Origin of the sequence: Seonamhaeicola sp. S2-3, assembly GCF_001971785.1 — a bacterium.
Classification (GTDB): domain Bacteria; phylum Bacteroidota; class Bacteroidia; order Flavobacteriales; family Flavobacteriaceae; genus Seonamhaeicola.
The window spans coordinates 278,925-305,096 of the sequence record NZ_CP019389.1 but is presented as its reverse complement, the minus strand read 5'-3'; the positions used below and the strand labels follow the sequence as shown (position 1 = coordinate 305,096).

24 protein-coding genes and 1 pseudogene are annotated in these 26,172 nt (G+C 32.6%); 18 read left to right on the top strand and 7 right to left on the bottom strand.

Annotated features, from left to right (window positions below):
* Window positions 1–53: 53 nt before the first annotated feature.
* The 10 genes from BWZ22_RS01480 to BWZ22_RS01435 all read left to right on the top strand — a co-directional run bounded on the left by BWZ22_RS01480 (window position 54) and on the right by BWZ22_RS01435 (window position 12,701).
* Entirely contained in the window at window positions 54–1,451 is a 1,398-nt protein-coding gene (locus BWZ22_RS01480) for a hypothetical protein (RefSeq protein WP_076697564.1), read from the top strand.
* Complete coding sequence (locus BWZ22_RS01475) at window positions 1,442–2,518, top strand: glycosyltransferase family 4 protein (RefSeq protein WP_076697562.1); 1,077 nt, start codon at window positions 1,442–1,444, stop codon at window positions 2,516–2,518. The genes BWZ22_RS01480 and BWZ22_RS01475 overlap by 10 nt, the downstream gene beginning before the upstream one ends.
* Window positions 2,515–3,660 carry a glycosyltransferase family 4 protein gene (locus BWZ22_RS01470; protein ID WP_076697559.1) on the top strand — a complete coding sequence of 382 codons (1,146 nt, stop codon included), beginning with the start codon at window positions 2,515–2,517 and terminating at the stop codon, window positions 3,658–3,660. Before BWZ22_RS01475 ends, BWZ22_RS01470 begins: the two co-directional genes overlap by 4 nt.
* 465 nt (window positions 3,661–4,125) lie before the next feature.
* Window positions 4,126–5,661 (top strand): glycosyltransferase family 2 protein, encoded by a 1,536-nt coding sequence (locus BWZ22_RS01465; protein ID WP_076697557.1) that lies wholly within the window; start codon window positions 4,126–4,128, stop codon window positions 5,659–5,661.
* A gap of 1 nt (window position 5,662) precedes the next feature.
* Window positions 5,663–6,664: a glycosyltransferase family 2 protein gene (locus BWZ22_RS01460; protein ID WP_076697555.1), complete on the top strand. Its 1,002-nt coding sequence runs from the start codon at window positions 5,663–5,665 to the stop codon at window positions 6,662–6,664.
* The gene (locus tag BWZ22_RS01455; protein WP_076697553.1) at window positions 6,661–7,779 is read left to right on the top strand and encodes a glycosyltransferase; all 1,119 of its coding nucleotides are present in this window, start codon (window positions 6,661–6,663) and stop codon (window positions 7,777–7,779) included. Before BWZ22_RS01460 ends, BWZ22_RS01455 begins: the two co-directional genes overlap by 4 nt.
* Window positions 7,779–8,855: a glycosyltransferase gene (locus BWZ22_RS01450; RefSeq protein ID WP_076697551.1), complete on the top strand. Its 1,077-nt coding sequence runs from the start codon at window positions 7,779–7,781 to the stop codon at window positions 8,853–8,855. The genes BWZ22_RS01455 and BWZ22_RS01450 overlap by 1 nt, the downstream gene beginning before the upstream one ends.
* The gene (locus tag BWZ22_RS01445; protein WP_076697548.1) at window positions 8,852–10,219 is read left to right on the top strand and encodes an O-antigen ligase; all 1,368 of its coding nucleotides are present in this window, start codon (window positions 8,852–8,854) and stop codon (window positions 10,217–10,219) included. Before BWZ22_RS01450 ends, BWZ22_RS01445 begins: the two co-directional genes overlap by 4 nt.
* A 22-nt stretch (window positions 10,220–10,241) precedes the next feature.
* Window positions 10,242–11,252: a glycosyltransferase family 4 protein gene (locus BWZ22_RS01440; RefSeq protein ID WP_076697546.1), complete on the top strand. Its 1,011-nt coding sequence runs from the start codon at window positions 10,242–10,244 to the stop codon at window positions 11,250–11,252.
* A gap of 57 nt (window positions 11,253–11,309) precedes the next feature.
* Complete coding sequence (locus BWZ22_RS01435; RefSeq protein WP_076697544.1) at window positions 11,310–12,701, top strand: sugar transferase; 1,392 nt, start codon at window positions 11,310–11,312, stop codon at window positions 12,699–12,701.
* 19 nt (window positions 12,702–12,720) lie between these two features.
* On the opposite strand, the gene BWZ22_RS01430 is transcribed toward BWZ22_RS01435, so the two are convergent.
* Together BWZ22_RS01430 and BWZ22_RS01425 are read right to left on the bottom strand one after the other, a co-directional pair.
* On the bottom strand, window positions 12,721–13,896 hold the full coding sequence (locus BWZ22_RS01430) for a DUF4105 domain-containing protein (RefSeq protein ID WP_076697541.1): 1,176 nt from the start codon (window positions 13,894–13,896) through the stop codon (window positions 12,721–12,723).
* A complete protein-coding gene (locus tag BWZ22_RS01425; protein WP_076697538.1) occupies window positions 13,896–14,966 on the bottom strand; it encodes a PorV/PorQ family protein in 1,071 nt (356 codons plus the stop codon). The genes BWZ22_RS01430 and BWZ22_RS01425 overlap by 1 nt, the downstream gene beginning before the upstream one ends.
* A gap of 115 nt (window positions 14,967–15,081) precedes the next feature.
* Between BWZ22_RS01425 and BWZ22_RS01420 the strand changes: the two genes are divergently transcribed.
* From BWZ22_RS01420 to BWZ22_RS16825, 3 genes and pseudogenes are all read left to right on the top strand, one after another.
* Entirely contained in the window at window positions 15,082–15,828 is a 747-nt protein-coding gene (locus tag BWZ22_RS01420; protein WP_076697535.1) for a phosphatidylcholine/phosphatidylserine synthase, read from the top strand.
* A gap of 9 nt (window positions 15,829–15,837) precedes the next feature.
* Window positions 15,838–16,728, top strand: coding sequence for a DUF808 domain-containing protein (locus tag BWZ22_RS01415; protein WP_076697532.1), 891 nt, complete (start codon window positions 15,838–15,840; stop codon window positions 16,726–16,728).
* Window positions 16,729–16,730: 2 nt separating this feature from the next.
* Window positions 16,731–16,940: pseudogene (locus tag BWZ22_RS16825) on the top strand (HNH endonuclease); the annotation flags it as partial.
* 16 nt (window positions 16,941–16,956) lie between these two features.
* Here BWZ22_RS16825 and lptB read toward each other — a convergent pair.
* Genes lptB through BWZ22_RS01395 form a run of 3 tightly spaced genes read right to left on the bottom strand, consistent with a single transcriptional unit; the run spans window position 16,957 to window position 19,528 of the window.
* Complete coding sequence (gene lptB / locus BWZ22_RS01405) at window positions 16,957–17,697, bottom strand: LPS export ABC transporter ATP-binding protein (protein ID WP_076697529.1); 741 nt, start codon at window positions 17,695–17,697, stop codon at window positions 16,957–16,959.
* Between the two features lie 41 nt (window positions 17,698–17,738).
* A complete protein-coding gene (tatC, locus tag BWZ22_RS01400) occupies window positions 17,739–18,563 on the bottom strand; it encodes a twin-arginine translocase subunit TatC (RefSeq protein ID WP_076697526.1) in 825 nt (274 codons plus the stop codon).
* The gene (locus tag BWZ22_RS01395) at window positions 18,563–19,528 is read right to left on the bottom strand and encodes an SIS domain-containing protein (RefSeq protein WP_076697523.1); all 966 of its coding nucleotides are present in this window, start codon (window positions 19,526–19,528) and stop codon (window positions 18,563–18,565) included. The genes tatC and BWZ22_RS01395 overlap by 1 nt, the downstream gene beginning before the upstream one ends.
* Window positions 19,529–19,735: 207 nt before the next feature.
* On the opposite strand from BWZ22_RS01395, the gene recQ reads away from it, so the two are divergent.
* Entirely contained in the window at window positions 19,736–21,940 is a 2,205-nt protein-coding gene (gene recQ / locus BWZ22_RS01390) for a DNA helicase RecQ (protein WP_076697521.1), read from the top strand.
* Window positions 21,941–22,066: 126 nt separating this feature from the next.
* On the opposite strand, the gene BWZ22_RS01385 is transcribed toward recQ, so the two are convergent.
* A complete protein-coding gene (locus tag BWZ22_RS01385; RefSeq protein ID WP_076697520.1) occupies window positions 22,067–22,810 on the bottom strand; it encodes a DUF6090 family protein in 744 nt (247 codons plus the stop codon).
* A 213-nt stretch (window positions 22,811–23,023) separates the two neighbouring features.
* On the opposite strand from BWZ22_RS01385, the gene BWZ22_RS01380 reads away from it, so the two are divergent.
* The 4 genes from BWZ22_RS01380 (at window position 23,024) to BWZ22_RS01365 (ending at window position 25,585) form a co-directional block, all read left to right on the top strand.
* Entirely contained in the window at window positions 23,024–23,956 is a 933-nt protein-coding gene (locus BWZ22_RS01380; RefSeq protein ID WP_076697518.1) for a peptidylprolyl isomerase, read from the top strand.
* Window positions 23,957–24,087: 131 nt separating this feature from the next.
* Window positions 24,088–24,510: a hypothetical protein gene (locus tag BWZ22_RS01375; RefSeq protein WP_076697515.1), complete on the top strand. Its 423-nt coding sequence runs from the start codon at window positions 24,088–24,090 to the stop codon at window positions 24,508–24,510.
* 43 nt (window positions 24,511–24,553) lie between these two features.
* On the top strand, window positions 24,554–25,099 hold the full coding sequence (locus BWZ22_RS01370; protein WP_076697512.1) for a YfiT family bacillithiol transferase: 546 nt from the start codon (window positions 24,554–24,556) through the stop codon (window positions 25,097–25,099).
* Window positions 25,100–25,585 carry a GNAT family N-acetyltransferase gene (locus BWZ22_RS01365; protein WP_076697509.1) on the top strand — a complete coding sequence of 162 codons (486 nt, stop codon included), beginning with the start codon at window positions 25,100–25,102 and terminating at the stop codon, window positions 25,583–25,585.
* Here BWZ22_RS01365 and BWZ22_RS01360 read toward each other — a convergent pair.
* Complete coding sequence (locus BWZ22_RS01360) at window positions 25,578–26,138, bottom strand: thioredoxin family protein (RefSeq protein ID WP_076697506.1); 561 nt, start codon at window positions 26,136–26,138, stop codon at window positions 25,578–25,580. The two genes, BWZ22_RS01365 and BWZ22_RS01360, sit on opposite strands and share 8 nt — an antisense overlap.
* Window positions 26,139–26,172 lie beyond the last annotated feature (34 nt).

Genomic DNA, 26,172 nt, shown 5'->3' with positions numbered 1-26,172 from the left:
GCCATTTTTGTTTCTAAAAATGGTATCTTTAGCCTTTTAAATTCAATTAAAATTTGAAGAAAAAAAAATCGAAACTAGGATTAGTAATTACTGACGGGGTTGGCTTTAGAAACTTCATTTTAAGTGATTTTTTAGATTATGCAAACCAAACTTTTGATGAGGTGGTTATTTTATCGTGTTTGCCAAAATCAATTTATAAAACACATACTAATTTAAGGGTTATAGAGTTACATGTATTTGAGGAAACTTTTAAAACCTGGTTTTTTAGAAAAGCCAAAGAGATTGCCCACCTTAAATTGAATAAGGAAGGTAACTTTGGGATTTTAGATAATTTAAAAGCCAACCATTCAAAATTAAAAACAACACGAGGGTACGCCACCCGATTTATTTATAAGCTTACCACTTTATTTCATTCAGAAGTTACTATTCAGCAGTTTCAAAAGCTACAAGATTTTACATTTAGGCATCATAGCATAACCAAAGCCTATTCATCAATTTTAGAAAACGAGCAATTTAGCCTATTGTTTTTTACACACCAACGTCCGCCATATATAGCCCCTTTGGTGTACGCCGCCAAAAAGAAACACATAAAAACCGCGGCGTTTATTTTTAGTTGGGATAATTTAGCCTCAAAAGGGCGCATGGCATCAAACTTTGATTATTATTTGGTTTGGAGTGATTTAATGAAACAAGATTTGTTGAGGTTTTATAAATCTGTTAAGGAAGCTACCATTAAAGTAGTAGGAACGCCTCAATTTGTACCTTATGTAATGGATGTGTACAAGATGCAAGCCTCTGAATTTTTTAAGGATTTTGATTTGAATCCGAAATTAAAAACCATTTGTTTTAGTTGCGGCGATATTTCTACCAGTAAAAATGATGCATTGTATATAGAAACCATTGCTAATGCTATTAAAGCAGGAGCTATAGAACCTGTTAATTTAATAGTTAGAACTTCGCCAGCAGAAGACCCTATTCGTTTTAAGGCTATAGTTGAAAAATTTCCATTTATAACATGGCATTTCCCTAAATGGACACAAGTAAGGCCTAATCATCAAGAAGCATGGTCTCAACGTATTCCAACCGTAGATGATGTTAAGCAATTAAGAGCTTTATTAGAATATTCTGATTTAAACATTAACATGCTTTCAACCATGAGTTTAGATTTTATGATGTTTGATAAACCCGTTATTAATCCTGTATTTGGAAATAAAGATAATGGGTTGTATGATGATCAGCGCTTTTTAGGTTATGAGCATATTCAGCATTTAGTTAATAGTAAAGCTACTAGGGTTGTAAAAAATGAAGCGGCATTAATAAAAGCTATTTCAGAGTGTTTATCGGGTAATGGGGGTACAGAAAACCGAAAAGCATTTATTAATCAGCAGGTAGGTATGCCTTTAAAAGCAACTAATAAACAATTGGTTAATAGTTTATTTTCATGGGTTTAAAAACAAAGAAAGTTGCCATAATATGTAATTATAAATTACTGCCCAATAGAGTAGGGGGTATGGATTATTTTTTCTGGGCCTTTGATAAAACCTGTAAAGAGCATAATGTTGAGGTTGATTGGTTTTTTCCTAATACTTCTAAACATGGCGATTATTCAAATTTTAAGATTATTTCTCCAGAGCATGAAACCTCTTTAGAACCCTTTGTGTTACATACCATTGAAGGTTCATATGATGTGATATTTACCCATTTTGTAGAGCTTTGTACCTCATTTTATTGTCAGCTTAAAAAGAAAACAAAAGCTAAAATTATAGCCGTAGATCATAACCCGAGACCACTGCATGGGTATCCTTTAAAAAAACGCATCAAGAAACGTTTAAAAGGGTGGTTGTATTCACGGTGTATAGACCAGTTTATTGGGGTTTCTAAATACACTACCAATGAGATATTTAGAGATTTTGGCAGCCATTTAAAAACGAAAACTTCGGTTATTTATAATGGAATTATTGTTAAAGATATTAAGCCCAATTTAAACCGAAATGTTACATGCCCAAAGTTTATAGTAGCTTCTCATTTAAGAGTTTCTAAAGGTATTCAAGATCTTATAAAAGCAGTTAGCTTATTACCAGAGTCTATAAAAACAAATCTTAAAATTGATGTTTATGGATCGGGACCTTATGAAGCAGCACTTAAAAAGCAAGTAGATGATTTATTGTTAAATGCGGTATTTAGTTTTAAAGGCAGTGTTGCTAATCTTAATGCGGTATATTGTGATTATGACTATATGTTACAGCCCACTCATATGGAGTGTTTTAGTTTATCTATTTTAGAAAGTTTAGCGGCCAATGTACCTGTAATTACAACACCTGCTGGTGGTAATTTAGAAGTGGTTACGCATGGTGTGAATGGTTATATTTTTAAAGCTGAAGCTATTTTAGATTTAAAGGATATTATTGAGGCTGTTTATTTAGGTAAAGAACAGATAGCAATAAATACTAGAACATTAATAGAAACGTCATTTTCTATAGATAATATGGTGACACAATATTTTAAACTTATTTCATGAAAATAGCTTTTTTAACCCCAGAATTTCCGCACCCTAAAACCGGTAAATCTGGAGGGATAGGGACTAGTATTTTTAATTTATCTAAGGCGCTTGTAAGTTTAGGACATCAGGTTTGTGTTGTTGTGTACGGTCAAGACGCGGATGCTTATTTTCAAGATAACAACATTCATTTTTATAAAGTTAAGAATATAAAAGTTAAAGGGGTATCGCTTTTACTTACTCAAAATAAGGTAGCACGTTTATTAAATTCGTTATATGAAAGTGGTAAGATTGATATTGTTGAGGCCCCAGACTGGACAGGGTTTACATCTTTTGTCATGACCAAATGCCCACTAGTTGTTAAACTTCATGGTAGCGATACTTATTTTTGTCATTTAGATAAGCGTCCCGTAAAATTCAAAAATAAGTTTTTAGAAAAACGCGCTTTAAAAAAAGCCGATGGTATTATAAGTGTTAGTGCCTTTACAGGCCATTTAACCAATGAATTATTTGGACTTAACAGGGCGTTTACAGTGATACCTAACAGTATAGATGCCCATGCTTTTACGCCAGAACAACCCAAAAGCAAAACCTTGCGAATTCTTTATTTTGGAACTTTGATAAGAAAAAAAGGGCTTTTTGAGCTTCCAGAAATTTTTAATTTAGTAAATGAAAAGCAAAAAGAAGTTGAATTGGTATTAGTAGGAAAAGATAGTGGCGATGTTAAAACCGGAGCACCTTCTACTTGGGAACTTATAAAACCCCTGTTTAGTAAAGCGGCTATAAAGCAAGTACAATATATGGGGGCTGTTAGCTATTCTGAAATTGAAGCCTTAATAAAAGAAGCCACCGTATGTGTGTTTCCTACGTTTGCTGAAGCTTTACCAGTATCTTGGTTAGAGGCTATGGCTATGGAAAAAGCTATTGTAGCTTCTAATATTGGGTGGGCAAAAGAAATGATAGCGCATGGTAAAGAGGGCTTTTTGGTACACCCTACCAATCATAAAGATTATGCGGCATGTATTTTAGAGTTGTTGGAAAATTTAGAAAAACGGCATCAGTTTGGTGTTGCTGCAAGAGAAAAAGTAAAAGCAAAATTTAGTCACGATTTTGTTGCTAAACAATCGGTGGCATTTTATAAGTCTATAATCGATTGTGTTTAATATAAAATGTTTATTGTGAAAATGGTTGTTTATGATTGTAATGTTTGGGGGCTTCGATGCACTTCGATAGGGCTTCGACAAGCTCAGCCTGACAGGACTTCGATAGGACTTCGATAGGACTTCGACACACTTCGACACACTTCGACACACTTCGACAGGCTCAGTGTGACAAAGCTCAGTGTGACAATGCTCAGTGTGACAAAGGTTGGTGTGAGGGGGCTTCGACAAGCTCAGCCTGACAGGACTTCGATAGGACTTCGATAGGACTTCGACACACTTCGACACACTTCGACAGGCTCAGTGTGACAGTTGGATTTGACGGGGCTTCGATGGGGCTTCGACACACTTCGACAGGACTTCGACAAGCTCAGTCTGACAAAGGTTGGTGTGATGGTGGGAATTTTGTAGGGCAATAAGCATAACATATTAAAAAAAATAATAACATTTGTACGTATTACAATTTTGATGAATTTAAAAGAATATATCACACCTAGCGGTCATGTTTTATTATACCAAGGGCAACCTGATTTAACGTTGCTTAATGAATTGGCCTTAGGCGAAGGTGATGTGTGGCATAGTGCCTTAGACCAAGGGTACAAAAATGCTTTTCCAGAGATTATTTATCAAACGGTGGTGTATTTTTGGTATGCTAATGATTTTGATAATCTAGATAAATGTGTTAGTTGGCGTATTAATCCGCATGCTTTTGCTATACGGAAGCATGTTTGGGATGCATTTGGAGGTTTTGATTTTGATTATGAGACTATTGAAATGTCTGCTCTAGATTTCGGATTTAACACTTTAAGGTATCAAGGGGTTATTCCTTTGTATGTAAAAGGTTTGTTTCCTTCTTCAAATGAAACAGTTCGTTTATCCACAAAAGATATTTATACGTTTTACAAGAAAAACTTTAAAAAAGCACATAGTATTTATATGCTTTTTAGACGTGGTTTTTTGAAACCCAAAGACCTACATGGTTATTTGTTTGCTAATAAACATTATACGTTTAAACATAAAACTTTACAATTAGCACCTAGGGCACTTCAGCCTATAAAGGGAAGTCCAAAAGTAAGTTATATTATTCCCACTATGTTACGTCAGGAGTTTACGCTAAACCTTCTGAACGATTTAGAACATCAAACCTATAAACCTTATGAAGTTATTGTAGTTGATGCTACTCCAAAAGATAAACGTAACGTCTCTTTGTATAATCCTGAAAAGTATTCTTTTAAAGTGGTTTTTAAATGGCAAACCACCAAGGGTAGTTGTAGAGCAAGAAATGAAGCCATAGCTTTATGTACGGGTGATTATATAGTTTTTGGCGATGATGATATTAGAGTGCCGCCAGAATTTATTGAAAACCATATTAAATTATTACAGACTTATAATGCGGAAGCTTGTAACGGACTGGATATTAGAGCCGATCATCAACAGCAAGATTTAAACGATTTAGACGTTAAATTGAAAGCCTTGGGCGCACAACGTTGGAAGGTAGGGGCGAGCCAAAGTTTTAGTAATGCTAATTCATGCGTATCTAAACGGGTTGTAGATATTTTGGTAGGCAACGATATAAATTATGATGGTGGCTATGGCGAAGATGCCGATTTTGGCTTAGAAATAACCAAACTAGGGGTTACCGTTTTACACAATCCTTTTTCGGTAAACCTTCATTTAAAACCACCTGAAGGCGGGTATAGGTTTTGGGGTAAGCAATCTAGTATTAAGGGGAAGCAACGAAAAAAGCAACTTTGGGAGTTAGATACCCCTGTAAAGCGTATTGTGCCCAAACCAAGTCCTACCATTATGTATCAACTATTTAAGCATAATACGCAGCGGCAACGTAAAGAGTATAAAATTAAGTATTTTGTATTCTATTTTACTAAAGCACCCAAAGCCACATTATTATTTAGGTTATTTAGGTTGCCTTTAAGTCTTATTCAGTTCAATAAATCTGTATTTTATGCCAAGAAATTAATGGCTTTAGGTAAGCGCACTCAATGATATGAAATTTTCACTGGTTATTTGTACATATTTGAGACCGCAATCGCTTTTAGAATTACTACATTCTATAAAGGCTCAAACCTTATACCCTAATGAGATTATTATTGTTGATGGCTCTACCAATGATGATACAGGGATTCTTTTAAAAGAACATAGGTTTAAACATCTTAAATACTTTAAAGTTGATGCGGAACACATAGGTTTAACCAAACAACGAAACTTTGGGATTAAAAAGGTTTCAGTTGACTCTGAAGTTATTTGTTTTTTAGATGATGATATTATTTTAAAACCAGATTATTTTGAGGAATTAATTTCAACTTATACAAAAGAACCAGAAGCTTTGGCAGTAGGAGGTTATATAACTAATGAAGTATGTTGGGAGCAATCTGATGAGGCGAACAGTGGTAACTATTTTTATTATGATGGTTGGAAGCGAAAAGAACCCTCTCGTTTTAAATTAAGACGAACATTTGGTTTATTACCAGATGCTAAACCGGGTTATATGCCTACATTTTCTCATGGGCGTTCGGTGAGTTTTTTACCGCCTTCGGGTAAAATTTATCAAGTAGAACAAATTATGGGAGGGGTGTCGTCTTACAAAAAAGAGGTTTTTAAAACTATGCAGTTTTCAACCTATTTTGAAGGTTATGGATTGTATGAAGATGCCGATTTTTCATTGCGATTATCAAAAAAAGGCAATCTTTATGTAAATACTGCCGCACAATTAGCGCATCATCACAATAAATCAGGGAGACCTAATAAACTCAAGTATGGTAAAATGGTGATAAGAAATGGCTGGTATGTTTGGCGGGTTAAATACCCCAAGCCTTCTATTAAGGCTACATTAAAATGGCATGCTACCGCTTTTTTATTAACAATAATTAGAAGTACCAATACATTAACAACAGATTCTATAAAAAGGCAAGAAGCCTTTACCGAAAGTTTAGGCAGGTTTGTAGGTTGGTTGTCTTTAATTTTTAATAAACCCAAAGTAAAGGCATGAAGTTTTTAATCATTACACATGTTCTACATAAAAAAAAGGATGACACCTACTTTGGTTACGCACCTTATGTAAGAGAAATGAATTTGTGGTTAAACCATGTGGATGAGGTTCATGTTGTTGCTCCGTTAATAAGGGGTTCTATTTCTGAAATTGATTTAGCTTATAAACATGCTTCATTACATTTTACAGAGATTCCTCAAATTTCATTTATATCGGCTATAAGTGCATTACGTTCGGTTTTTAAACTTCCAACTATTTTGTATGCTATTTATAAGGCTTGTAAAAAAGCAGACCATATTCATTTACGTTGTCCTGGAAATATTGGTTTATTGGGGTGTTTGGTGCAACTATTTTTCCCAAAGAAGATAAAAACAGCTAAATATGCTGGTAACTGGGACCCCAAAGCCCAACAACCGTTGAGTTATAAATTTCAAAAATGGCTTTTAAGTAATACATTTTTAACCAAGAATATGCAGGTGTTAGTTTATGGGCAGTGGGAACATCAAACTAAAAACATTAAACCGTTTTTTACGGCGTCTTTTTATGAAAATGACATTGAAGATTTAACACCCAAAGATTATACAAAAACACTACACATGGTATTTGTAGGTAGTTTGGTTGCAGGAAAAAAACCGCTTTTTGCTATACAACTTGTAGAGCAACTTATAAAACAAGGAAAACGTGTTTGTTTAAATATGTATGGCGATGGGGTTTTAAGGCAAGCATTACAAGATTACATAAATCATAACAACTTAAAGTCATTTGTATTTTTACACGGCAATCAATCTAAAAACGTTATAAAAAATGCTTTAAAACAGGCACATTTTTCTATATTACCATCAAAATCTGAAGGTTGGCCTAAAGCCATTGCCGAGGCTATGTTTTTTGGCGTTATACCTATTGCAACCAAAGTATCTTGTGTGCCTTATATGTTAGATTTTGGAAATAGAGGTATATTAATTGAACCTGAAGTAGATTTAGCAACACAACATGTTTTAAATCACTTAAAAGATATTGCAGCATTGGAAGCTATGTCTAAATTGGCAGCAACATGGTCTCAAAACTATACTTTAGATTATTTTGATTCTGAGATAAAAAAGCTAATAATTAATTAATGCGTGTCATTCAAATAATAGATTCTTTAGAACCAGGTGGCGCTGAGCGTGTTGCTGTTAATTTTGCTAATGCTTTGGCAGATAAAATAGACCAGTCTTTTTTATGTGCTACTAGAAAAGAAGGGTTACTTAAAGCAAGCTTAAATAGCAATGTTGGTTATTTGTTTTTAAATAAAACAGGCACGTTAGATTTAAAAGCGGTATTTAAGTTACATACATTTTTAAAAAAGCACCAAGTTGATATTATTCATGCCCACTCCAGTTCTTTTTTTATTGCTACTATTATAAAGGTTTTAAATCCTAAATATAGACTTGTATGGCATGATCATTATGGGAATAGAGATCAAGCATCGTGGATAAATAAGTTTGTGCTAAAATTGTGTTCAAGATATTTCTCTGCTATTATAGCAGTTAATCAAAAGTTGAAAAATAGATCTCAAAAAAGCCTCTTGTGTAAACATGTCTACTTTTTGGTAAATTACCCTATAGCTAGCTTAAACTCAGAAGTAACGAAACTTAGAGGTTCTTCTGGTAAGCGAATCGTTTGTGTAGCTAACATGAGACCCGATAAAGATCATGGCACATTAATTAGAGCTTTTAATGAGGTGTTAAAAACGTATCCAGATTGGACGCTTCATTGTGTTGGAAAAGATTTTAATGATGCTTATTCTAAATCTGTTAAACGTTTAATACACAACTTAAAACTAGAACCTCATATTTTTATTTACGGCAGTTGTCCTGATGTTTTTCATATTTTAAGTCAATCTACCATAGGTGTTTTATCATCAAAATCAGAAGGATTACCTTTGGCATTGTTAGAATATGGAATGGCAGGTTTACCAAGTGTAGCCACCAATGTAGGCGATTGTAATTTAGTTATTTCAACAAAAGATACAGGTGTTTTAGTTGAAAAAGAAGATGTAAACGCTTTAAAAGAAGGTTTAATTACGTTTATTGCAAATGAGCGATTGAGACAAGACGTTGGTGAAAATTTTAAAAAAAGCGTTATTCATTCTTTTTCTGAAGAAGCACAAATACATAAACTCATAGAAATTTATAAACTTCACAAGAAATGAAGTTATCAGTCTATTATAAACTTATTATTTTTCATGTATTATTAGGCATTTTAATATTTGCTTTTAAGCCTTTAGCTACGCCATATTTTTTATTTACTACAGTTTTTTTTACCTATAAAATTATAAGAGTTTCTAAAAAAAGAAAGGCATTTTATGTGTTACTAGCTTGTTCTTATGTTGTTGGTATTGAGGTGTTTTTAAGAATGAACGGGGGAACCATATCTTATGAAGCTAGTAAATATTTAGTGATATTGTTTATTTTGTTAGGTATGTTTAGCGTTAGCTTTACAAACAGAGCTTTAATTTATGTACTTTATATATTATTGCTTATACCAGGTATTTATGTGGCTATTGCAGAAATGGGGTTTGAAACCAATATACGTAAAGCCATAGCTTTTAATTTAAGTGGTCCTGTGTGTTTGGGATTGGTGGCTATTTTTTGCTACCGCCGTAACATTACATTCAACCAAATAAAAATTATTCTTTTAGCACTTTTATTACCGCTTATAAGTATGACGGTATTTTTAGTGTTATACACGCCCGATATTGAATCGGTAATAACAGGAACAGCTTCAAACTTTGCGGCTTCTGGTGGTTTTGGCCCAAACCAAGTAGCTACAGTATTAGGTTTGGGGTTGTTTGTTTTGGCAGCTCGTTTTTTTATGTCTAGAGAGCATTTGTATTTACGACTTATAGATTTGGCACTTTTGGCACTTATGGGCTTTAGGGCTATTGTAACTTTTAGTAGAGGAGGGGTTATAACGGCATTGGTTATGATTTTAAGTTTTATAGCTATTTATTATTTAAAAGTTAACAAAAAGAAACGGCTACAAATACAACTGTCTGTGTTTTTGTTTTTAGTAGTAGCACTATTAACTTGGTTTGTAAGTTCTATTCAAACCCATGGTTTTATAGATAAGCGTTATGCTAATCAAGATGCCGCAGGTAGGTCTAAGGGCGATGTTACTACCGGTAGAACCGATTTATTAGCTTTTGAGTTTAAAGAGTTTGTAAATCATCCTTTTTTAGGTATTGGTGTTGGTAAAGTAAAAGAAGTACGGTTTAATGAAACCGGAATAGAAGCGGCCTCACATAATGAAATGAGTAGAATAGTTGCAGAGCATGGCTTGTTTGGGGTTTTTGCATTTCTTATTTTATTAATAGCTCCGTTAGTTGTTAGGTTAAATAACAAGTCTAATATATTTTTCTATTCGTTTTATGCCTTTTGGTTACTAACTATTAATCATTCCGCAATGCGAATAGCAGCTCCGGCATTTGTTTATGGTTTGTGTTTGCTTAATATAACTTATAAAAAACCACAAAAAAGTAAAAACGTGTTGCAACCAAACCGATTAAGTGCTTAATATTATGCCTAATATATAATAAATGAAAAACCTTCTTTACATAGGCAACAAATTACAGGGGCTACATACTACTGTTACTACTATAAGTACTTTAAGTAATAACTTAAAAAAAGCAGGCTATAACGTTATTATAGCATCAGGGAAAAAGAATCAAGCAATCCGTTTGTTAGATATGCTATTTCATATAGTAAAATACAGAAAGCAAGTAGATTATGTTTTAATTGACACCTACAGTACCTTAAACTTTTACTATGCTTATTTGTGTGCTGTGTTTTGTAGATTTTTAAATTTAAAGTATGTGCCTATTTTACATGGCGGTAATTTACCAGAACGTTTAAAAACCTCTCCTAAACTATCAAAAGCCATTTTTAAAAATGCAGCAGTTAATATAGCACCATCACTTTATATAAAATCAATATTTGAAGATTTTGGGTTTGTTAACATTACTTGTATTCCAAATTTTATTGATATTGAAACATATTGTTTTAAAAAGCGGGAATTTAAAAAGGTGAAATTATTATGGGTACGTTCATTTTCAAAAATTTACAATCCTTTGTTAGCTGTAAAAGTTGTTAAGGCTTTAAAAGATGTTAATATAGAAGCAACACTTTGTATGGTTGGCCCTGATAAAGATGGAAGTTTGCAAGCCACTAAAAAGTTAGCTAAAAAATTACATGTTGATGTTAAATTTACAGGTAAATTATCTAAAGAAGCATGGATTACATTATCTAAAGATTATAATATTTTTATAAATACCACTAATTTTGATAATATGCCCGTTAGTGTTATAGAAGCTATGGCTTTGGGGCTTCCGGTAATATCAACTCAAGTGGGAGGTATGCCTTTTTTAATAGAAGATGGTGTTGATGGGATATTAGTAAAATCCAATGATGAAGCTGCATTTGTAAAAGCCATTAAAACGCTTATGTCTCAAGAAGATAAAACTAAAAAAATAGCTGAATTAGCAAGAAAAAAAGTAGAAAATTTTGATTGGGAGGTAGTTAAAAAACAATGGCTTAACGTTTTAAGCTAATATGTGTGTTGTAATAAAATTACTTCTTATCTTTATAACCTCTCATTAGCCGCTAAAATGTCTAAAAACAGTATTCATTTTAATATATCAGAACGTAAAGTATTACTTCGTGTTTTTGATATTGTTTCCGTTTTACTAGTACTGTATTTTGTTGGGAATACCTTTGAGTTTGATTACTTTTCAATTACCAAAAAACATTGGCGTTGGGTTTTTGTTCTTATTCTTTATATCTCCATATTTGGTACTATTTTCGAGTTGTATGATTTACAAAAATCAAGTCAAATAGAAAAAATATCAACCAGTATTGTATTTACCGTATCAGTCACCGTTTTATTCTATTTTTTAACGCCATTTTTAACCCCATTACTACCAGGGAATCGTTTACAAATTGTTTATTTTTATTTTGCTATTCTCTTTGCTTTAGTTTTATGGCGGTTGGCTTACATTACTTTTATTGTTTCTCCAAGGTTTTATAGAAAGGTGATTATTGTTGGAGAGGTTTCTAGTGTTGAAACTATAATTGAAGCTTTTAAACAAGCAGATCCTAATTATCAAATTGTAGGCTTTGTAAATTGTGAAGCTAGTAAAAAGGATAATATAAAGTTTAAAAACATAAAAGAGTATAGCCCTAAGCAGCTAAAAAAAGTAGTTAAAGACGAGCATATATCAGAAATAGTTGTTGCTAGTTATAATGCTGATACCATAACCTATGAAACTTATTATGCGCTTATTTCGCTTTTAGAAGAAGGTATTCCCATTAGAGAATACACACAGGTGTATGAAGATTTAACCCAACGCATTCCTATTCAGTTTGTAGGAAGAGATTTTTATAAATATTTTCCTTTTAGCCGAAGTAATCAAAATAAAATGTATTTATTTTTTCACCGGTTGTCTGATATTTTAATTTCGGCTTTGGGTCTTGTTTTTTGTGCATTATTTACGCCATTTGTATTGTTAGGCAATCTTATTGGTAATAGAGGACCACTGTTGTATACCCAAGAACGTATTGGTAAAAACGGACGCCCGTTTAAAATTATTAAATTTAGAACCATGATTAAAAATGCGGAACAAAATGGTGTTACATGGGCAAAGAAAAAAGATTCTAGAATCACTCTATTTGGAAAGTTTTTAAGGAATACCAGACTAGACGAGATGCCTCAATTTATTAATGTTTTAAAAGGTGATATGAGTTTGATTGGTCCCAGACCAGAGCGTCCGTATTTTGTAAAAGAATTATCAGAAATGCTTCCGTTTTATGAAACTAGACATATAATTAAACCCGGACTAACAGGTTGGGCGCAGGTGAAAACAAGATATGGTTCTTCTTATGACGATAGCTTACTTAAGCTTCAATACGATTTATATTATATAAAACACCGTAGTTTTTTACTTGATATAAATATTCTTATTAAAACCCTAAGTACGGTGATTTTCTTTAGGGGGCAGTAATTTTTAAATTGATTATAGACTATTGATTGTTGAGGGTTGCGTAGTATTTTACTAAGTAAATATACCTAATAAATAAGGCTATTAATAGAGGGATTAAACCAACGGCAAATACCTGAACACCAATAATCCAGTGTAGTGTAAGTAGGCAAAGCATTATTATTAAAAATTTTACATATTTAATAAACCATGTTTTGGGTTTTTTATTTACCAATTGCCCAATCATTAAAATATTTAAAGCGAAAGCCCAAAGCAGATTGTAGTTTTGGTGCGTGCCTGTATGGTCTGTTGCAAACCAGAGTAGTAAAATAAGAATGCCTATAAGGCCTGTAAAGCTAAACAGTGTTATATCTAGCCACTGCGTTTGTTTTTTGTTTTTAAAATCTTTATAAGTAATAAATATAATAACCAAAGCTATCATCCCTAAAACAAAGAGCGGACTGCTAAAAAAATTATTTGAAATATTAGTAGGTCTTTTAGTAAAAATGATATTGCTTTTTTTTACTAATGGTGTACCATCTTTTTTGGTTGCAGCTTCAAAGAATTTATAGATGTTTTCTGGTAAAAACATTTGTTCTTCTGGCGTTGCTTTTCTATCTATTACAGCACCTAATGCCATGTCTATACCCAAACTACCCCATGTGTTTTTATTTACATTGTTGTAAATTAAGCTTCTAAAAGTTTTTGGGGTATACGCTTTTGGTAAATTAAATTTAATGGAATTTTTGGTAGCAATTTTAGTTACATCTTTAATACGTGTAGCACAATTATCAAAAAAGAACTCATACAAATACCCTCGGTTTTCGGGTTTGTAATTATTAATTAAATAGTTGTATAGGTTTTGTTTTTCGCTTTGCGATAAATTTAAAACTTGCTCTTTAACAGTGCGGTTAAAATAAACATATACTTGGTAAAACCTACTAAAGCTGTCTTTACTAAGTAAATAATTTAGTTTGCCACGGGCAAATTTTAGGTAAAAGTTAGGAGCATCAAAATCATACTCGCCATAGCCATAAACCACATCTAATCTGTTATTTGGGTCTTTTATTCTAAAAGCACTATGCCCGAAAGCATCATTTAAAGACGTTCCAGGGCCAACCGTTAAAACACTAATTTCTGCCGTGTTAGAGAGGGTTATTTGTTGCCCATAAATGAAAGAAGAAACTACTAAAAGAAGAAAACGTAATTTTTTTACCATTACCTAAAAATACTAAAATCTAGTTTTAATGAAAATACATTAGAGTACAACGCCACACTTTGGTCGCCAATATCTGTAAACGCATAATCAATTTGAATGCCATTGTATTTAAAACCAACACCAAAACTTGGTTGAAAGGTGAGCTGTTCTGTGTTGTCTATTTGCAGTTCATTTTGAAAATTACCCATGCCAGCACGCAAATACACCATATCAATATATCCAAATTCAAAACCTAAGGCGGGATTTATACTAGCAAAAGATGATGAAATAATATCATTATTTTCTTCAAATCTAACATTTAAATTGGCAGCAGCTAGTAAAGTATAATCATAATGAAAACTAAATAGTTTAGAAATGCCTATTTGCAGTTTAGGAATGGTAATTTCGGTGCTTTCTGGTAATTCTTGGTTTTGCCCTTCAACAGCATCTTTAATGGTTTCAAATTCATCTTCATCAATAGCCCAAGCATTAAACGTGGTTGTAATATCTCTGGCCATAACACCAAATTTCCAGTTGTTGTTGGTTTCAAATTGAATACCCGCATCTAAACCAAAACCCCAAGACGATGCAAAATCACCAATAATTCTTCGAATAACTTTGGCATTAACACCATAGTTTAATCCTTGAACAGGAAGTTTTCTTGCATAAGAAAATGTTAAACCATAGTCTGCAGTAGAAAACAGGCTAATTCTATCATAATTAATATTGCCTTGATCATCAATTAATTGGGTTGTGTTTAAAATATCATCAACAGCAAACCTAATTAGAGATATTGCCATAGCACTATTATTGTCTATAGGCATTGCATAAGCTGCATAATCGTAATTGGCAATATTAGCAAAATAGCTAGAGTGCATAAGCGCTAACTGATTGTCTTCTAAAGCTAAAAGACCCGCAGGATTCCAATACCCAGAATTTACATCGGCGGTGTGCGATGTAACAGCACTACTCATACCTAGAGCAGCAGCATCAACACCAATGTTCATAAACTCATTAGAATATTTTCTAGTAGTTTGACTAAAGGCGGATACTGATATTACACAGAATAAGGCGGTTATATAAGCTTTCAATCGCAAATTTTTTACAAAGATGCACATAATTTATAAACCTATAAACTTGAATTTATATTAGATATTGCTTTAGAGTAAAATTGTTTGTTATTTTTACAGAAATTAAATTTATTACATGAAGCGATATATTCCGAATGCTCTAACCTTACTAAATTTATTTTGTGGGAGTATTGCTGTAGTTTTTGCTGTTAATAACCACTTTGTTACAGCTGCCTTTTTAGTGTTTTTAGGTATATTTTTTGACTTTTTTGATGGTTTTGCAGCAAGAAAACTAAAGGTTGAAAGTGATATAGGTTTACAATTAGATTCTTTAGCCGATGTAGTTACTAGCGGATTGGTGCCAGGAATAATCATGTTTAAGCTTTTAGGCTTAACGCAAACGGGTTGGTTTGATGCTCATCAAAATGGTTTTGAAACAAGCTTATTTGAATTAACAGGAGGTGGTTTTTTACCTTTTATAGGACTTTTAATAACATTAGCATCAGCTTATAGGCTTGCAAAATTTAATGTAGATACCGAGCAACAAACTTTTTTTAAAGGTTTGCCAACCCCAGCCAATACGTTATTAATTGTATCGCTCCCTTTAATTTTAGAGTATCAAAATAACGATGTTATTAATGCTATCATTTTAAATAAATGGTTTTTAATAGCAATGACCATTTTAAGTTGCTGGTTACTAAACTCTGGCATTAAATTATTTGCATTAAAATTTAAAAGTTGGAGCTTTAAAGCAAATGCAACACGCTACATATTTATTATACTTTGCGCTGTATTGTTAATTGTACTATGGTTTGCAGCCATACCATTAATTATACTGTTATATATAATCATGTCTGTTTTAGACAATTTAACCACAAAATAATATTAATACATGGCATCAGGATTTTTTGCGCTATTAGATGATATAGCCACCCTAATGGATGATGTGGTGGTAATGAGTAAGATTTCTACCAAAAAAACAGCTGGAATTTTAGGGGATGATTTAGCTGTAAATGCAGAAAAAGCTACAGGATTTATGTCTTCTAGAGAGCTTCCTGTTTTATGGGCTATAACCAAAGGATCTGCATTAAATAAACTTATTATATTGCCTATTGCCTTTTTACTTAGTGCCTTTGCGCCATGGGCCATAACCTTAGCTTTAACTTTTGGTGCTATTTATTTAGCGTTTGAAGGGGCAGAAAAAATTTATGAGTTTTTTGTGCCACATGCGCCCAAGGCCGATTCTCATAGTGATTTGAATGTAGAACTTACTAAAGAAGAGGCTTTACTTTCTGAAAAGAAGAAAATAAAATCGGCTATTTTTACAGATTTTATTTTATCTGTTGAAATTGTAATCATTGCGCTTGGAACGGTATTAGAAAAACCTATATTATCTCAAATACTAGTAGTTACTATTGTTTGTATAATTGCTACTATTGGAGTTTATGGTATTGTAGCCCTAATAGTTAGAATGGACGATTTTGGTTACAGACTTGTAAAGTTTGGTAAAAGAGAAAAAAGCGTATCAAAATTTATTGGAAATTTTTTAATAAGAGCCTTACCTATTGTTATAAAAAGTTTATCTGTAATAGGTACTATTGCTTTAATACTTGTAGCAGGAGGTATTTTTAATCATAATGTAGATTTTATTCATCATTTAGTAGCGGGCATGTCTATACCAACAATGTTAATAGAGTTTGTTATAGGCTTAATTGTAGGGTTTATTGCTTTAGTAGTGTTTAAAGCTATTAAATTTTTAATTGCAAAGGTTAAAGGACAATAATAAAAGAACAGCATCAATTTAGTAAAAATACTCCTAGAAAAAGAACCTATTCTAAGCTAACAGAAACTAAGGTTAAATTAATTAAACGGAAAATTAATGACCCTAACAGAAGAACCCGTTTAAAAATGATAGCAAAACAGTTTGGTATTTCTGAAATGCAACTTTATAGAATAAAAACAGGAGAAAATTGGGGGTCAGTAACAGAGTATTAAAGATAGAATAGAAACGTTAGTCTCTAATTTTCTTTTTACGCAACTCAAAGTTTTGACCTAAGTACACTTTACGCACCATTTCATCGTTAGCAAGTTCTTCAGGATTACCGTGTTTTAATATACCACCTTCAAACATAAGGTACGTTCTATCTGTAATAGCAAGGGTTTCTTGTACGTTATGGTCTGTAATTAAAATACCAATATTTTTTTTGGTAAGCTGCGCTACAATACGTTGAATATCTTCTACAGCTACGGGATCTACACCAGCAAAAGGTTCATCTAAAAGAATAAAATTAGGGTCTGTTGCCAGAGCGCGAGCAATTTCTGTACGTCTGCGTTCTCCACCAGAAAGTAAATCGCCTCTGTTTTTTCTAATATGCCCTAAACCAAATTCTTCAATTAAAGATTCCATTTTATCATGTTGTTGCTTTTTACTTAATTTGGTAAGCTGAAGCACACTTAAAATATTATCTTCAATGCTAAGTTTTCTAAAAACCGAAGCTTCTTGCGCCAAATACCCAATACCATTTTGAGCACGTTTGTACATAGGGAATTTAGTAATCTCAGTATTATCAAGAAAAATTTGTCCACCATTAGGTTTAATTAACCCAACAATCATATAGAATGATGTTGTTTTACCAGCACCATTAGGTCCTAACAACCCAACTATTTCACCCTGATTTACCTCAAGAGATACGTCTTTTACTACTTTACGTCCGTTGTAGGACTTCATTAAATTTTCGGCTTTTAAAATCATACTTGCAATAACGTAAATTTTAATTAATTATTGGCTAATAACTAAGCATGTTGTTCTTCTTTTCTTATTTGATTTCTAACAACAATTTTAGATATATAGATACTAACTTGATATAAAATTAAAATAGGAATAGCTACAATGACCTGACTAGCAATATCTGGAGGTGTAATAATTGCAGATAAAATTAGCACAATTACCAGTGCATACTTTCTGTATTTTTTTAGAATTTGAGGAGTAACCAAACCAATTTTAGTTAGAAAATAAATGATGATAGGCAGCTCAAAAATGAGTCCGGAAGCCAAAGCAGAAGAACGCACAAGAGCAATGTAAGAGCTAATATCAATTTGGTTGTCAACGGTTTCAGAAACACTATAATTAGCTAAAAAGTTTATAGATAAAGGTGTTACAATATAATACCCAAATAATACTCCAAGAAAAAACAGTGCCGATGAAATTATGATAAACCCTTTAGCGTGTCTTCTTTCATTTTCATGTAAACCTGGGCTTATAAAGCTCCATAATTGATAAATTACATAGGGGAAAGCAATTATAAAACCACCCAAAATTGCGGTCCAAATATCTGCAGAAAACTGCCCCGCCATGGTTCTGTTTTGAATAATCATAGGTACTTCATCATTACAAAATGTAGTATCTACCCCAATAAATGTAGCTGCTTTACACAAAAAATCATAAGTAGGGAAACTCATGTTTAATGGCGCAAAAATAATTTCATCAAAAATAAAGCGGCTAAAAATAAAAGCTAGTGTAGCAACAATAACTACCGCTAAACAAATTCTAATTAAATGCCATCTTAAATCTTCGAGATGATCTAGAAAAGACATCTCATTTACATTTTTCTTTGCCATTATAAAATGCCTTCTTTAATTAAATCGTGTAAATGAACAACCCCAGCATATTTACCGTTTTCTTCAACTAAAAGTTGAGAAATGCCATTGGTTTCCATAATATCTAGGGCATCAACAGCCATGGTTTCTGCTTTTACACGTTTTGGGTTAGCACTCATGATATCTTTTGCTGTTAAGGTTGAAAAATTATCAACTTTACTAAGCATTCTTCTTAAATCACCATCGGTTATAATTCCAATAATTCCATCATTTTCAACTACAGCCGTAACTCCTAACATTTTTTCAGTTATTTCAACAATAACATCTTTAATACTGGTATTAGGTTGCACTTTTGGTTTTTCATTAATAGATGAAATATCATGCACTCTTAAGTAAAGTTTTTTACCTAAGGAACCACCAGGATGGTATTTTGCAAAATCATTACTAGAAAATCCGCGCATTTTTAATAAACAAATGGCAAGCGCATCACCAACAACTAATTGAGCTGTGGTGCTAGTTGTAGGTGCTAAATTGTTTGGACAAGCTTCTTTTTCAACAAAAGCATTTAAAACAAAATCAACCTGTTGCGCTAAAAAAGAGTCTTTATTCCCAGTTATAGCAATCATTTTGTTTTTAGCATTTTTAATTAGTGGTACTAAAACCTTAATTTCTGGTGTATTACCACTTTTAGAAATGCAGATTACCACATCATCTTCTAAAATTAAACCTAAATCGCCATGAATAGCATCGGCAGCATGCATAAATACAGCAGGTGTACCCGTAGAATTTAAGGTAGCTACTATTTTGTTTGCAATAATGGCACTTTTACCAACACCGGTAATTATAACGCGTCCTTTAGAGTTGTAAATAAGTTTAACAGCTTCAGCAAAATCATTGGTAATTAGGTTAGAAAGATTAAAAATGGCTTTACTTTCTGCCTCTATAGTTTGTTTAGCAATTTGTATAATAGAATTCTCGCTATTCAAAATTTATATATTTTTAGTTGATGCTTTTAAAGATTTTATTATCTTTAATCTTATTCAAATCCAAATTTTATTGTAATTTGGATTTTCGTTACAAAACTAACGAAAAAAAATATGAGGGTTCTTCAAAATATGCTAATAAAATTATTCGTATTAATTTTGAATTTTTAGTGTATTTTTAAGTAGGTTAACTAATTATTTAATTTATCCATGTTAATAGCTAAAAGTGACTTGCACTCCGCTCTTAAAAAATATTTTGGATTTAATAAATTCAAAGGATTGCAAGAAGACGTTGTAGAAAGTATTTTATCGGGCAATCATACGTTTGTAATAATGCCAACAGGTGGTGGTAAATCGCTATGTTATCAATTACCAGCTTTAATGCAAGAAGGTACAGCCATTGTAGTTTCTCCATTAATAGCATTAATGAAAAATCAGGTTGATGCTATAAGAGGTGTTTCTAATGAAGAAGGTATTGCTCATGTATTAAATTCATCGTTAAACAAAACAGAGGTTAAGCGTGTTAAGGAAGACATTGTAAATGGCGTTACTAAATTATTATACGTAGCACCAGAATCTTTAACCAAAGATGAGAATGTAGATTTTTTAAAAAGCGTAAAAGTATCTTTTATGGCTATAGATGAAGCGCACTGTATTAGTGAGTGGGGGCATGATTTTAGGCCAGAATACAGAAATTTACGTCATATAATTGGTAGAATAGGAGATAATATTCCTATTATAGGTTTAACCGCTACCGCTACACCAAAAGTACAAGAAGATATTATAAAAAACCTTGGTATTACTGGTGCCAAAACATTTAAAGCCTCATTTAACAGACCTAATTTGTATTATGAGGTAAGGCCAAAAACCAAAAATGTAGATGCCGATATTATTAGGTTTATTAAGCAAAACGAAGGGAAATCTGGTATTGTTTACTGTTTAAGTAGAAAACGTGTAGAAGAATTAGCCCAAGTATTACAAGTTAATGGTATAAAAGCCGTACCCTATCATGCCGGTTTAGATGCTAAAACCAGATCTAGCCATCAAGATAAATTCTTAATGGAAGATATTGATGTGGTTGTGGCAACCATTGCTTTTGGTATGGGAATAGACAAACCAGATGTTAGGTTTGTAATTCATCATGATATTCCTAAAAGTATAGAAAGTTATTATCAAGAAACTGGAAGAGCTGGTAGAGATGGAGGCGAAGGGCATTGTTTAGCATTTTACTCTTATAAGGATATAGAGAAACTAGAGAAGTTTATGTCTGGTAAGCCCGTAGCCGAACAAGAAATAGGTCATGCGCTGTTACAAGAAGTGGTGGCTTTTGCAGAAACTTCTATTTCTAGAAGAAAATTTATTCTACATTATTTTGGTGAAGAGTTTGACAACGAAACTGGTGAAGGTGGCGATATGGATGATAATGTTAGGCACCCTAAAAAGAAACACGAAGCCAAAGAAGATGTTGTTGTTTTATTAGAAACCATTAAAGATACCAATCAAAAGTATAAATCTAAAGACTTAGTTAGTGTTATTATAGGAAAAGAAAATGCTCTAATAAACTCACATAAAACCAACGAGCAGCCGTTTTTTGGTAGGGGAAAAGATAAAGATAGAAAATATTGGATGGCACTATTAAGGCAAGTGCTAGTAGCAGGTTATCTTAAAAAAGATATAGAAACATACGGTGTTATTAAGTTACAAGATGCAGGAAAAGCATTTATAGAAAACCCCGTGTCTTTTATGATGACCGAAGATCATGTTTTTGAAGGCGAGCAGGAAGACGGTACCATTGTTACAGCAGCAAAAGGGAGTGGAGCTGTAGCAGATGAAACCCTCATGAACATGCTTAAAGAACTCAGAAAGAAGAATGCTAAAAAGCTAGGAGTGCCACCTTTTGTGATTTTTCAAGACCCTTCACTAGAAGATATGGCGCTTAAATATCCAATTTCATTGTCAGAACTAGGAAACGTTCATGGTGTTGGTGAAGGTAAAGCAAGAAAATATGGTAAAGATTTTGTAGAACTTATTGCCAAATATGTTGAAGAAAATGATATTGTGCGTCCAGATGATTTAGTAGTTAAATCTACAGGAAGTAATTCTACAAATAAATTATATATTATTCAAAGTATTGATAGAAAACTGCCATTAGACGATATAGCTTCTGCCAAAGGCTTAGAAATGAGTGATTTTATTAAGCAAATGGAAGCCATTGTTTATTCTGGTACAAAGTTGAATATTGATTATTGGATTGATGAAATTTTAGACGAAGATCAGCAAGAAGAAATTCATGAATATTTTATGGAGTCTGAATCTGATGCCATTAAAGATGCTATTGAAGAATTTGATGGCGATTATGACGATGAAGAACTGCGTTTATACCGTATAAAATTTATTAGTGAAGTAGCTAACTAGTTAAATATTTTTTCGGGTAAGGCTTTCGGGTAGTGGCTACCTCCTACGTTGGTGAGGTTTAGTAAATCTGTACTGAGCGTAGTCGCAATTAATTATACACGTTCTTGTGCTTTCGTTATTTATAATTTAATCATTTTGAGTTTCCTTAAGAATTTTATCAATCAATTGGTCTAATTCTATAAACAGATTTTTGTTATCTACCATCCAGTATAAAAAATTGTCAGTAAGATTTTCGAATTCAATTTCTTTAAAAATTTGAAGTTTATCCACCTTCAGGTTTGATTTTTCTTTCCAATTTAATGGACCATAGGTATCGATATCTTTATAGGAATATTTTTTTGATAAGTATGGAGAAATATGGTTATCAGATATTGAAGTAAATCTTGTTGTTCTATCTGTCAACGCCTTCATCGTTCGTCCCCAATTATATATTAAATTAACTAATTCCTTATTTTGGAGCAAATCCAAACGTCCTGATTGTATGAGCCCAGAAATGGTGTTTTCAGAGGGTCTGAATATAGGAGGGTCAAAGGCAATAAAAAGTAAACTGTCGATATTTTGCTTTTTAAGATAATCTTCGTCTTTACCCATAATGTTCATTAATTGTTTAAGGGCTGCCTCACATAATTCAGCTTCCTCAATTCTTCTTTTTATAATCGTTTTGTTTTGCAAATATTCAGTATGAATGTTCTTTACAAAGGTTTGTTCTTCAAGCTTCTGGATTCGTTCTTGGTTCCAATTATTGATTGACAATGCAATCAAAATTCCAATAACAACTAGTACAATTTCTCCAATGGCATAAATTAGATATTTACTGAATTTGTTTTCAGAGAGTAGTTTCTGTCTAATTTTTCTAAAGAATTTTATCATTGGTTAATTTTTGGTTGGTTTGTTTAACTTAAAGGATATACGTTGTTTTAATGACTTATATCCAACGTTAAACAAAGTTCGGCAATTTTTCTCACAAAGTCAATAGGATTTACCATTGCATTAAAAGTATTAAAACCAATTAAAATCCATGAAATCAAGCTGTAAAAATTACCATGCTTTCCCTATCTTTGCACTTTCTTAAAAATTAGAACAATGCAAGACGGATTATACGCAAAATTCAACACCACAAAAGGCGAAATTTTAGTTGCTTTAGAATACAAAAAAACGCCTGGTACCGTAGGTAACTTTGTAGCTTTAGCAGAAGGTAATTTAGAGAATGCTGTTAAACCTCAAGGTACGCCTTATTATGATGGATTAAAATTCCACAGGGTAATTCCAGATTTTATGATTCAAGGTGGCTGCCCACAGGGTACAGGTACAGGAAATCCAGGTTACCAGTTTGATGACGAATTTCACCCAGATTTAAAGCATGATGGCCCCGGTGTACTTTCTATGGCCAATGCAGGACCCGGTACTAATGGTAGTCAGTTTTTTATAACACACGTTGAAACCCCTTGGTTAGACAATAACCACACCGTTTTTGGTAAAGTTACAGAAGGACAAGACGTGGTAGATGCTATTGCTCAAGGCGATACTATTGAGACTTTAGAAATTCTTAGAGTAGGAGCAGAAGCAGAAGCTTTTAATGCTGTAGAAGCTTTTAGAACTTTTGAAGGTGCTAGAGAAAAACGAGAAGCAGAAGCAAAAGCAAAAGCAGAGACCGAATTAGATAAACTTGCAGCAGGTTTTGAAAAGACCGAAAGTGGTTTGAGATACCAAATTATTCAAAAAGGAGATGGAGCAAAACCAGAAAAAGGTAAAACCGTTTCTGTTCATTATAAAGGACAATTAGCTGATGGTACTGTTTTCGATTCTTCTTACAAGAGAAATCAGCCTATAGATTTTCCAATTGGCGTAGGGCAAGTAATTCCTGGTTGGGATGAAGGTATTCAATTATTAAATGTAGGTGATAAAGCCCGTTTAGTAATTCCTAGTCATTTAGGATATGGCAGTAGAGGCGCTGGTGGTGTTATTCCTCCAAACGCTACACTAATTTTTGATGTAGAATTAATGAATGTAAAATAAGAAGCATTATTTTTTTTAATATAAGAAAAGCATTTCGTAAGAAGTGCTTTTCTTTTTGTTTAGAGGAAATTCTACAGTGTTCATCGAGTTTTTTTTACATATATAAAAAACTATCCTAACTTTAAGTAATAATGATTAGTGTTAAAAAAACAGTTTTTTATGCCGAAGTTTTAAAGGAATTAAATTATCCTTATGCTACTGTGTTTATTTTTAAAGGTTTTATTGTTGTTGAAGTTAATGAAGGTATTGAATATACATGGGACAACCACGGAAAACCAATAGCAGATGATGTTGCCTGTTATTTAGGAACCGATGGAAAAGATTTAATTTATATTTCTAATAGAATTCACTCTTACTCTGTTGTTGCTCAAGATTGGTTAAAGTTTTTTAGAAGCAATTATAAGTTAAAAGAATATTACGTTGTAAGCGCTACTCCTAAAGGAAAATTCAATTTAATATTTGAAAATTTATTCTTTTATAAAAAAATTAAAAATTTTACTTCATTAAAGGAAGCCATTGAATTAGCAAAAAGTTCGGCAGTTAAAGTATTTTAAATTTGAATTATCCTTATTTTAGGAGGGTATAAAATTTATATTTATGGATGCTGCAACGTTACAACAATTAAAATACCCTATTGGACAGTTTGAATGTCCTGATACCATCACAAAAAAACATATAGATGATTGGATTTCGGTTTTAGAAAAATTTCCAATTACATTTGAAGCCTTAGTAAAACATTTAACAAAAGAACAGTTAGATACTCAATATAGGCCAGAAGGGTGGACCATTAGGCAGGTAGTGCATCATGTGGCAGATAGTATTCATCATAGTTATACGCGTTTTAAATGGGCTTTAACCGAAGATAAACCAGTAATAAAACCCTATAATGAAGCAGATTGGGCTGCTTTAAATGATAGTAAAACGGCACCAATACAAATGTCTTTGGAGCATATCAAGGCCATTCACTACAAACTCGTTTATTTGTTAAAAGGATTATCTCAAGAAGCGTTAAATAAAATTTTTATTCATCCAGACAGCAACTCAGAAGTATTACTATCTTACAATATAGGTTTTTACGCGTGGCATAGTAATCACCATTATGCACATATAGAAAATTTGCTTAAACGTAAAGGTTGGATGTAAATGGTTAGAAGTTTTAAAACTGAAGATACACAGCAACTCCTTGATATTTATAACTACTATGTAGTAAATTCTGTTGCTACGTTTGATACAGAACCTGTTGCTTTTGAGGTGTATTCTGAAAAATTGCATAGAATAAATAAAGCATACCCTTTGATAGTTTTTGAAGAAGATAACACTATATTAGGTTTTGCTTACGGAAGTAAGTTTAGACCCAAACCAGCCTATAACGGAACGGTAGAAGCTACCGTTTATGTAAAGCATACAGCACACGGAAAACAAATAGGAACCATACTTTACACAAAGTTATTAAGCCTATTAAAACAACAAAATTTTCATTCTGTAATGGGAGTTTTAACCATTCCCAATGATGCTAGTGTTAAGCTTCATGAAAAATTTGGTTTTAAACAAGTTGCCGAATTAAAAGAAGTAGGATTTAAGTTTGGTAAATGGCAAAATGTGGGCTTTTGGCAACTAAATTTTAATTAGTTTTCCATTTAATATTACATCCAAGACTAGGTTTTTGTAAAGCTGTATTTTCTTTATTTTCTATTAAACAGTCTAAAGCATGCCTTAAGTCTTTACCATTTAAAGGCTTCCCGTTTTCGGGTCTAGAGTCATCTAATTGGCCTCTGTAAACCAATTTTAAATGGTTATCAAAAACATAAAAATCTGGCGTACAGGCAGCGTCATAAGCTTTTGCAATTTCTTGAGACTCATCATATAAATAAGGAAACGGATAGCCTTCTTTTTTTGCATGAATTTTCATGTTTTCTGGACTATCTTGTGGGTAGTTTACAACGTCGTTACTAGAAATTGCAACAAAACCAATTCCCTTTTTTGTATAGGCATTAGCTATAGCAACAATTTCAGAATTCACATGAATAACAAAAGGGCAGTGGTTACAAATAAACATAATTACAGTACCTTTTTCACCTTTAACATCGTTTAATCCAATTGTTGCATTAGATATGGTGTCAGGTAATGAAAAATTAGGAGCTGAGGTTCCTAACGGAAGCATATTTGAAGGTGTTCTTGCCATAAAAAAATGATTTTATTTCAAAGTTCGTGATTAT

Excerpts from the sequence above, each read along its gene's own strand:
- BWZ22_RS01475 (WP_076697562.1), top strand. The coding sequence starts at position 1,442 with ATGGGTTTAAAAACAAAGAAAGTTGCCATAATATGTAATTATAAATTA.
- BWZ22_RS01470 (WP_076697559.1), top strand. The coding sequence starts at position 2,515 with ATGAAAATAGCTTTTTTAACCCCAGAATTTCCGCACCCTAAAACCGGT.
- BWZ22_RS01465 (WP_076697557.1), top strand. The coding sequence starts at position 4,126 with ATGAATTTAAAAGAATATATCACACCTAGCGGTCATGTTTTATTATAC.
- BWZ22_RS01460 (WP_076697555.1), top strand. The coding sequence starts at position 5,663 with ATGAAATTTTCACTGGTTATTTGTACATATTTGAGACCGCAATCGCTT.
- BWZ22_RS01455 (WP_076697553.1), top strand. The coding sequence starts at position 6,661 with ATGAAGTTTTTAATCATTACACATGTTCTACATAAAAAAAAGGATGAC.
- BWZ22_RS01450 (WP_076697551.1), top strand. The coding sequence starts at position 7,779 with ATGCGTGTCATTCAAATAATAGATTCTTTAGAACCAGGTGGCGCTGAG.
- BWZ22_RS01445 (WP_076697548.1), top strand. The coding sequence starts at position 8,852 with ATGAAGTTATCAGTCTATTATAAACTTATTATTTTTCATGTATTATTA.
- BWZ22_RS01440 (WP_076697546.1), top strand. The coding sequence starts at position 10,242 with ATGAAAAACCTTCTTTACATAGGCAACAAATTACAGGGGCTACATACT.
- BWZ22_RS01435 (WP_076697544.1), top strand. The coding sequence starts at position 11,310 with ATGTCTAAAAACAGTATTCATTTTAATATATCAGAACGTAAAGTATTA.
- BWZ22_RS01430 (WP_076697541.1), bottom strand. The coding sequence starts at position 13,896 with ATGGTAAAAAAATTACGTTTTCTTCTTTTAGTAGTTTCTTCTTTCATT.
- BWZ22_RS01420 (WP_076697535.1), top strand. The coding sequence starts at position 15,082 with ATGAAGCGATATATTCCGAATGCTCTAACCTTACTAAATTTATTTTGT.
- BWZ22_RS01415 (WP_076697532.1), top strand. The coding sequence starts at position 15,838 with ATGGCATCAGGATTTTTTGCGCTATTAGATGATATAGCCACCCTAATG.
- lptB (WP_076697529.1), bottom strand. The coding sequence starts at position 17,697 with ATGATTTTAAAAGCCGAAAATTTAATGAAGTCCTACAACGGACGTAAA.
- tatC (WP_076697526.1), bottom strand. The coding sequence starts at position 18,563 with ATGGCAAAGAAAAATGTAAATGAGATGTCTTTTCTAGATCATCTCGAA.
- recQ (WP_076697521.1), top strand. The coding sequence starts at position 19,736 with ATGTTAATAGCTAAAAGTGACTTGCACTCCGCTCTTAAAAAATATTTT.
- BWZ22_RS01385 (WP_076697520.1), bottom strand. The coding sequence starts at position 22,810 with ATGATAAAATTCTTTAGAAAAATTAGACAGAAACTACTCTCTGAAAAC.
- BWZ22_RS01380 (WP_076697518.1), top strand. The coding sequence starts at position 23,024 with ATGCAAGACGGATTATACGCAAAATTCAACACCACAAAAGGCGAAATT.
- BWZ22_RS01375 (WP_076697515.1), top strand. The coding sequence starts at position 24,088 with ATGATTAGTGTTAAAAAAACAGTTTTTTATGCCGAAGTTTTAAAGGAA.
- BWZ22_RS01370 (WP_076697512.1), top strand. The coding sequence starts at position 24,554 with ATGGATGCTGCAACGTTACAACAATTAAAATACCCTATTGGACAGTTT.
- BWZ22_RS01365 (WP_076697509.1), top strand. The coding sequence starts at position 25,100 with ATGGTTAGAAGTTTTAAAACTGAAGATACACAGCAACTCCTTGATATT.
- BWZ22_RS01360 (WP_076697506.1), bottom strand. The coding sequence starts at position 26,138 with ATGGCAAGAACACCTTCAAATATGCTTCCGTTAGGAACCTCAGCTCCT.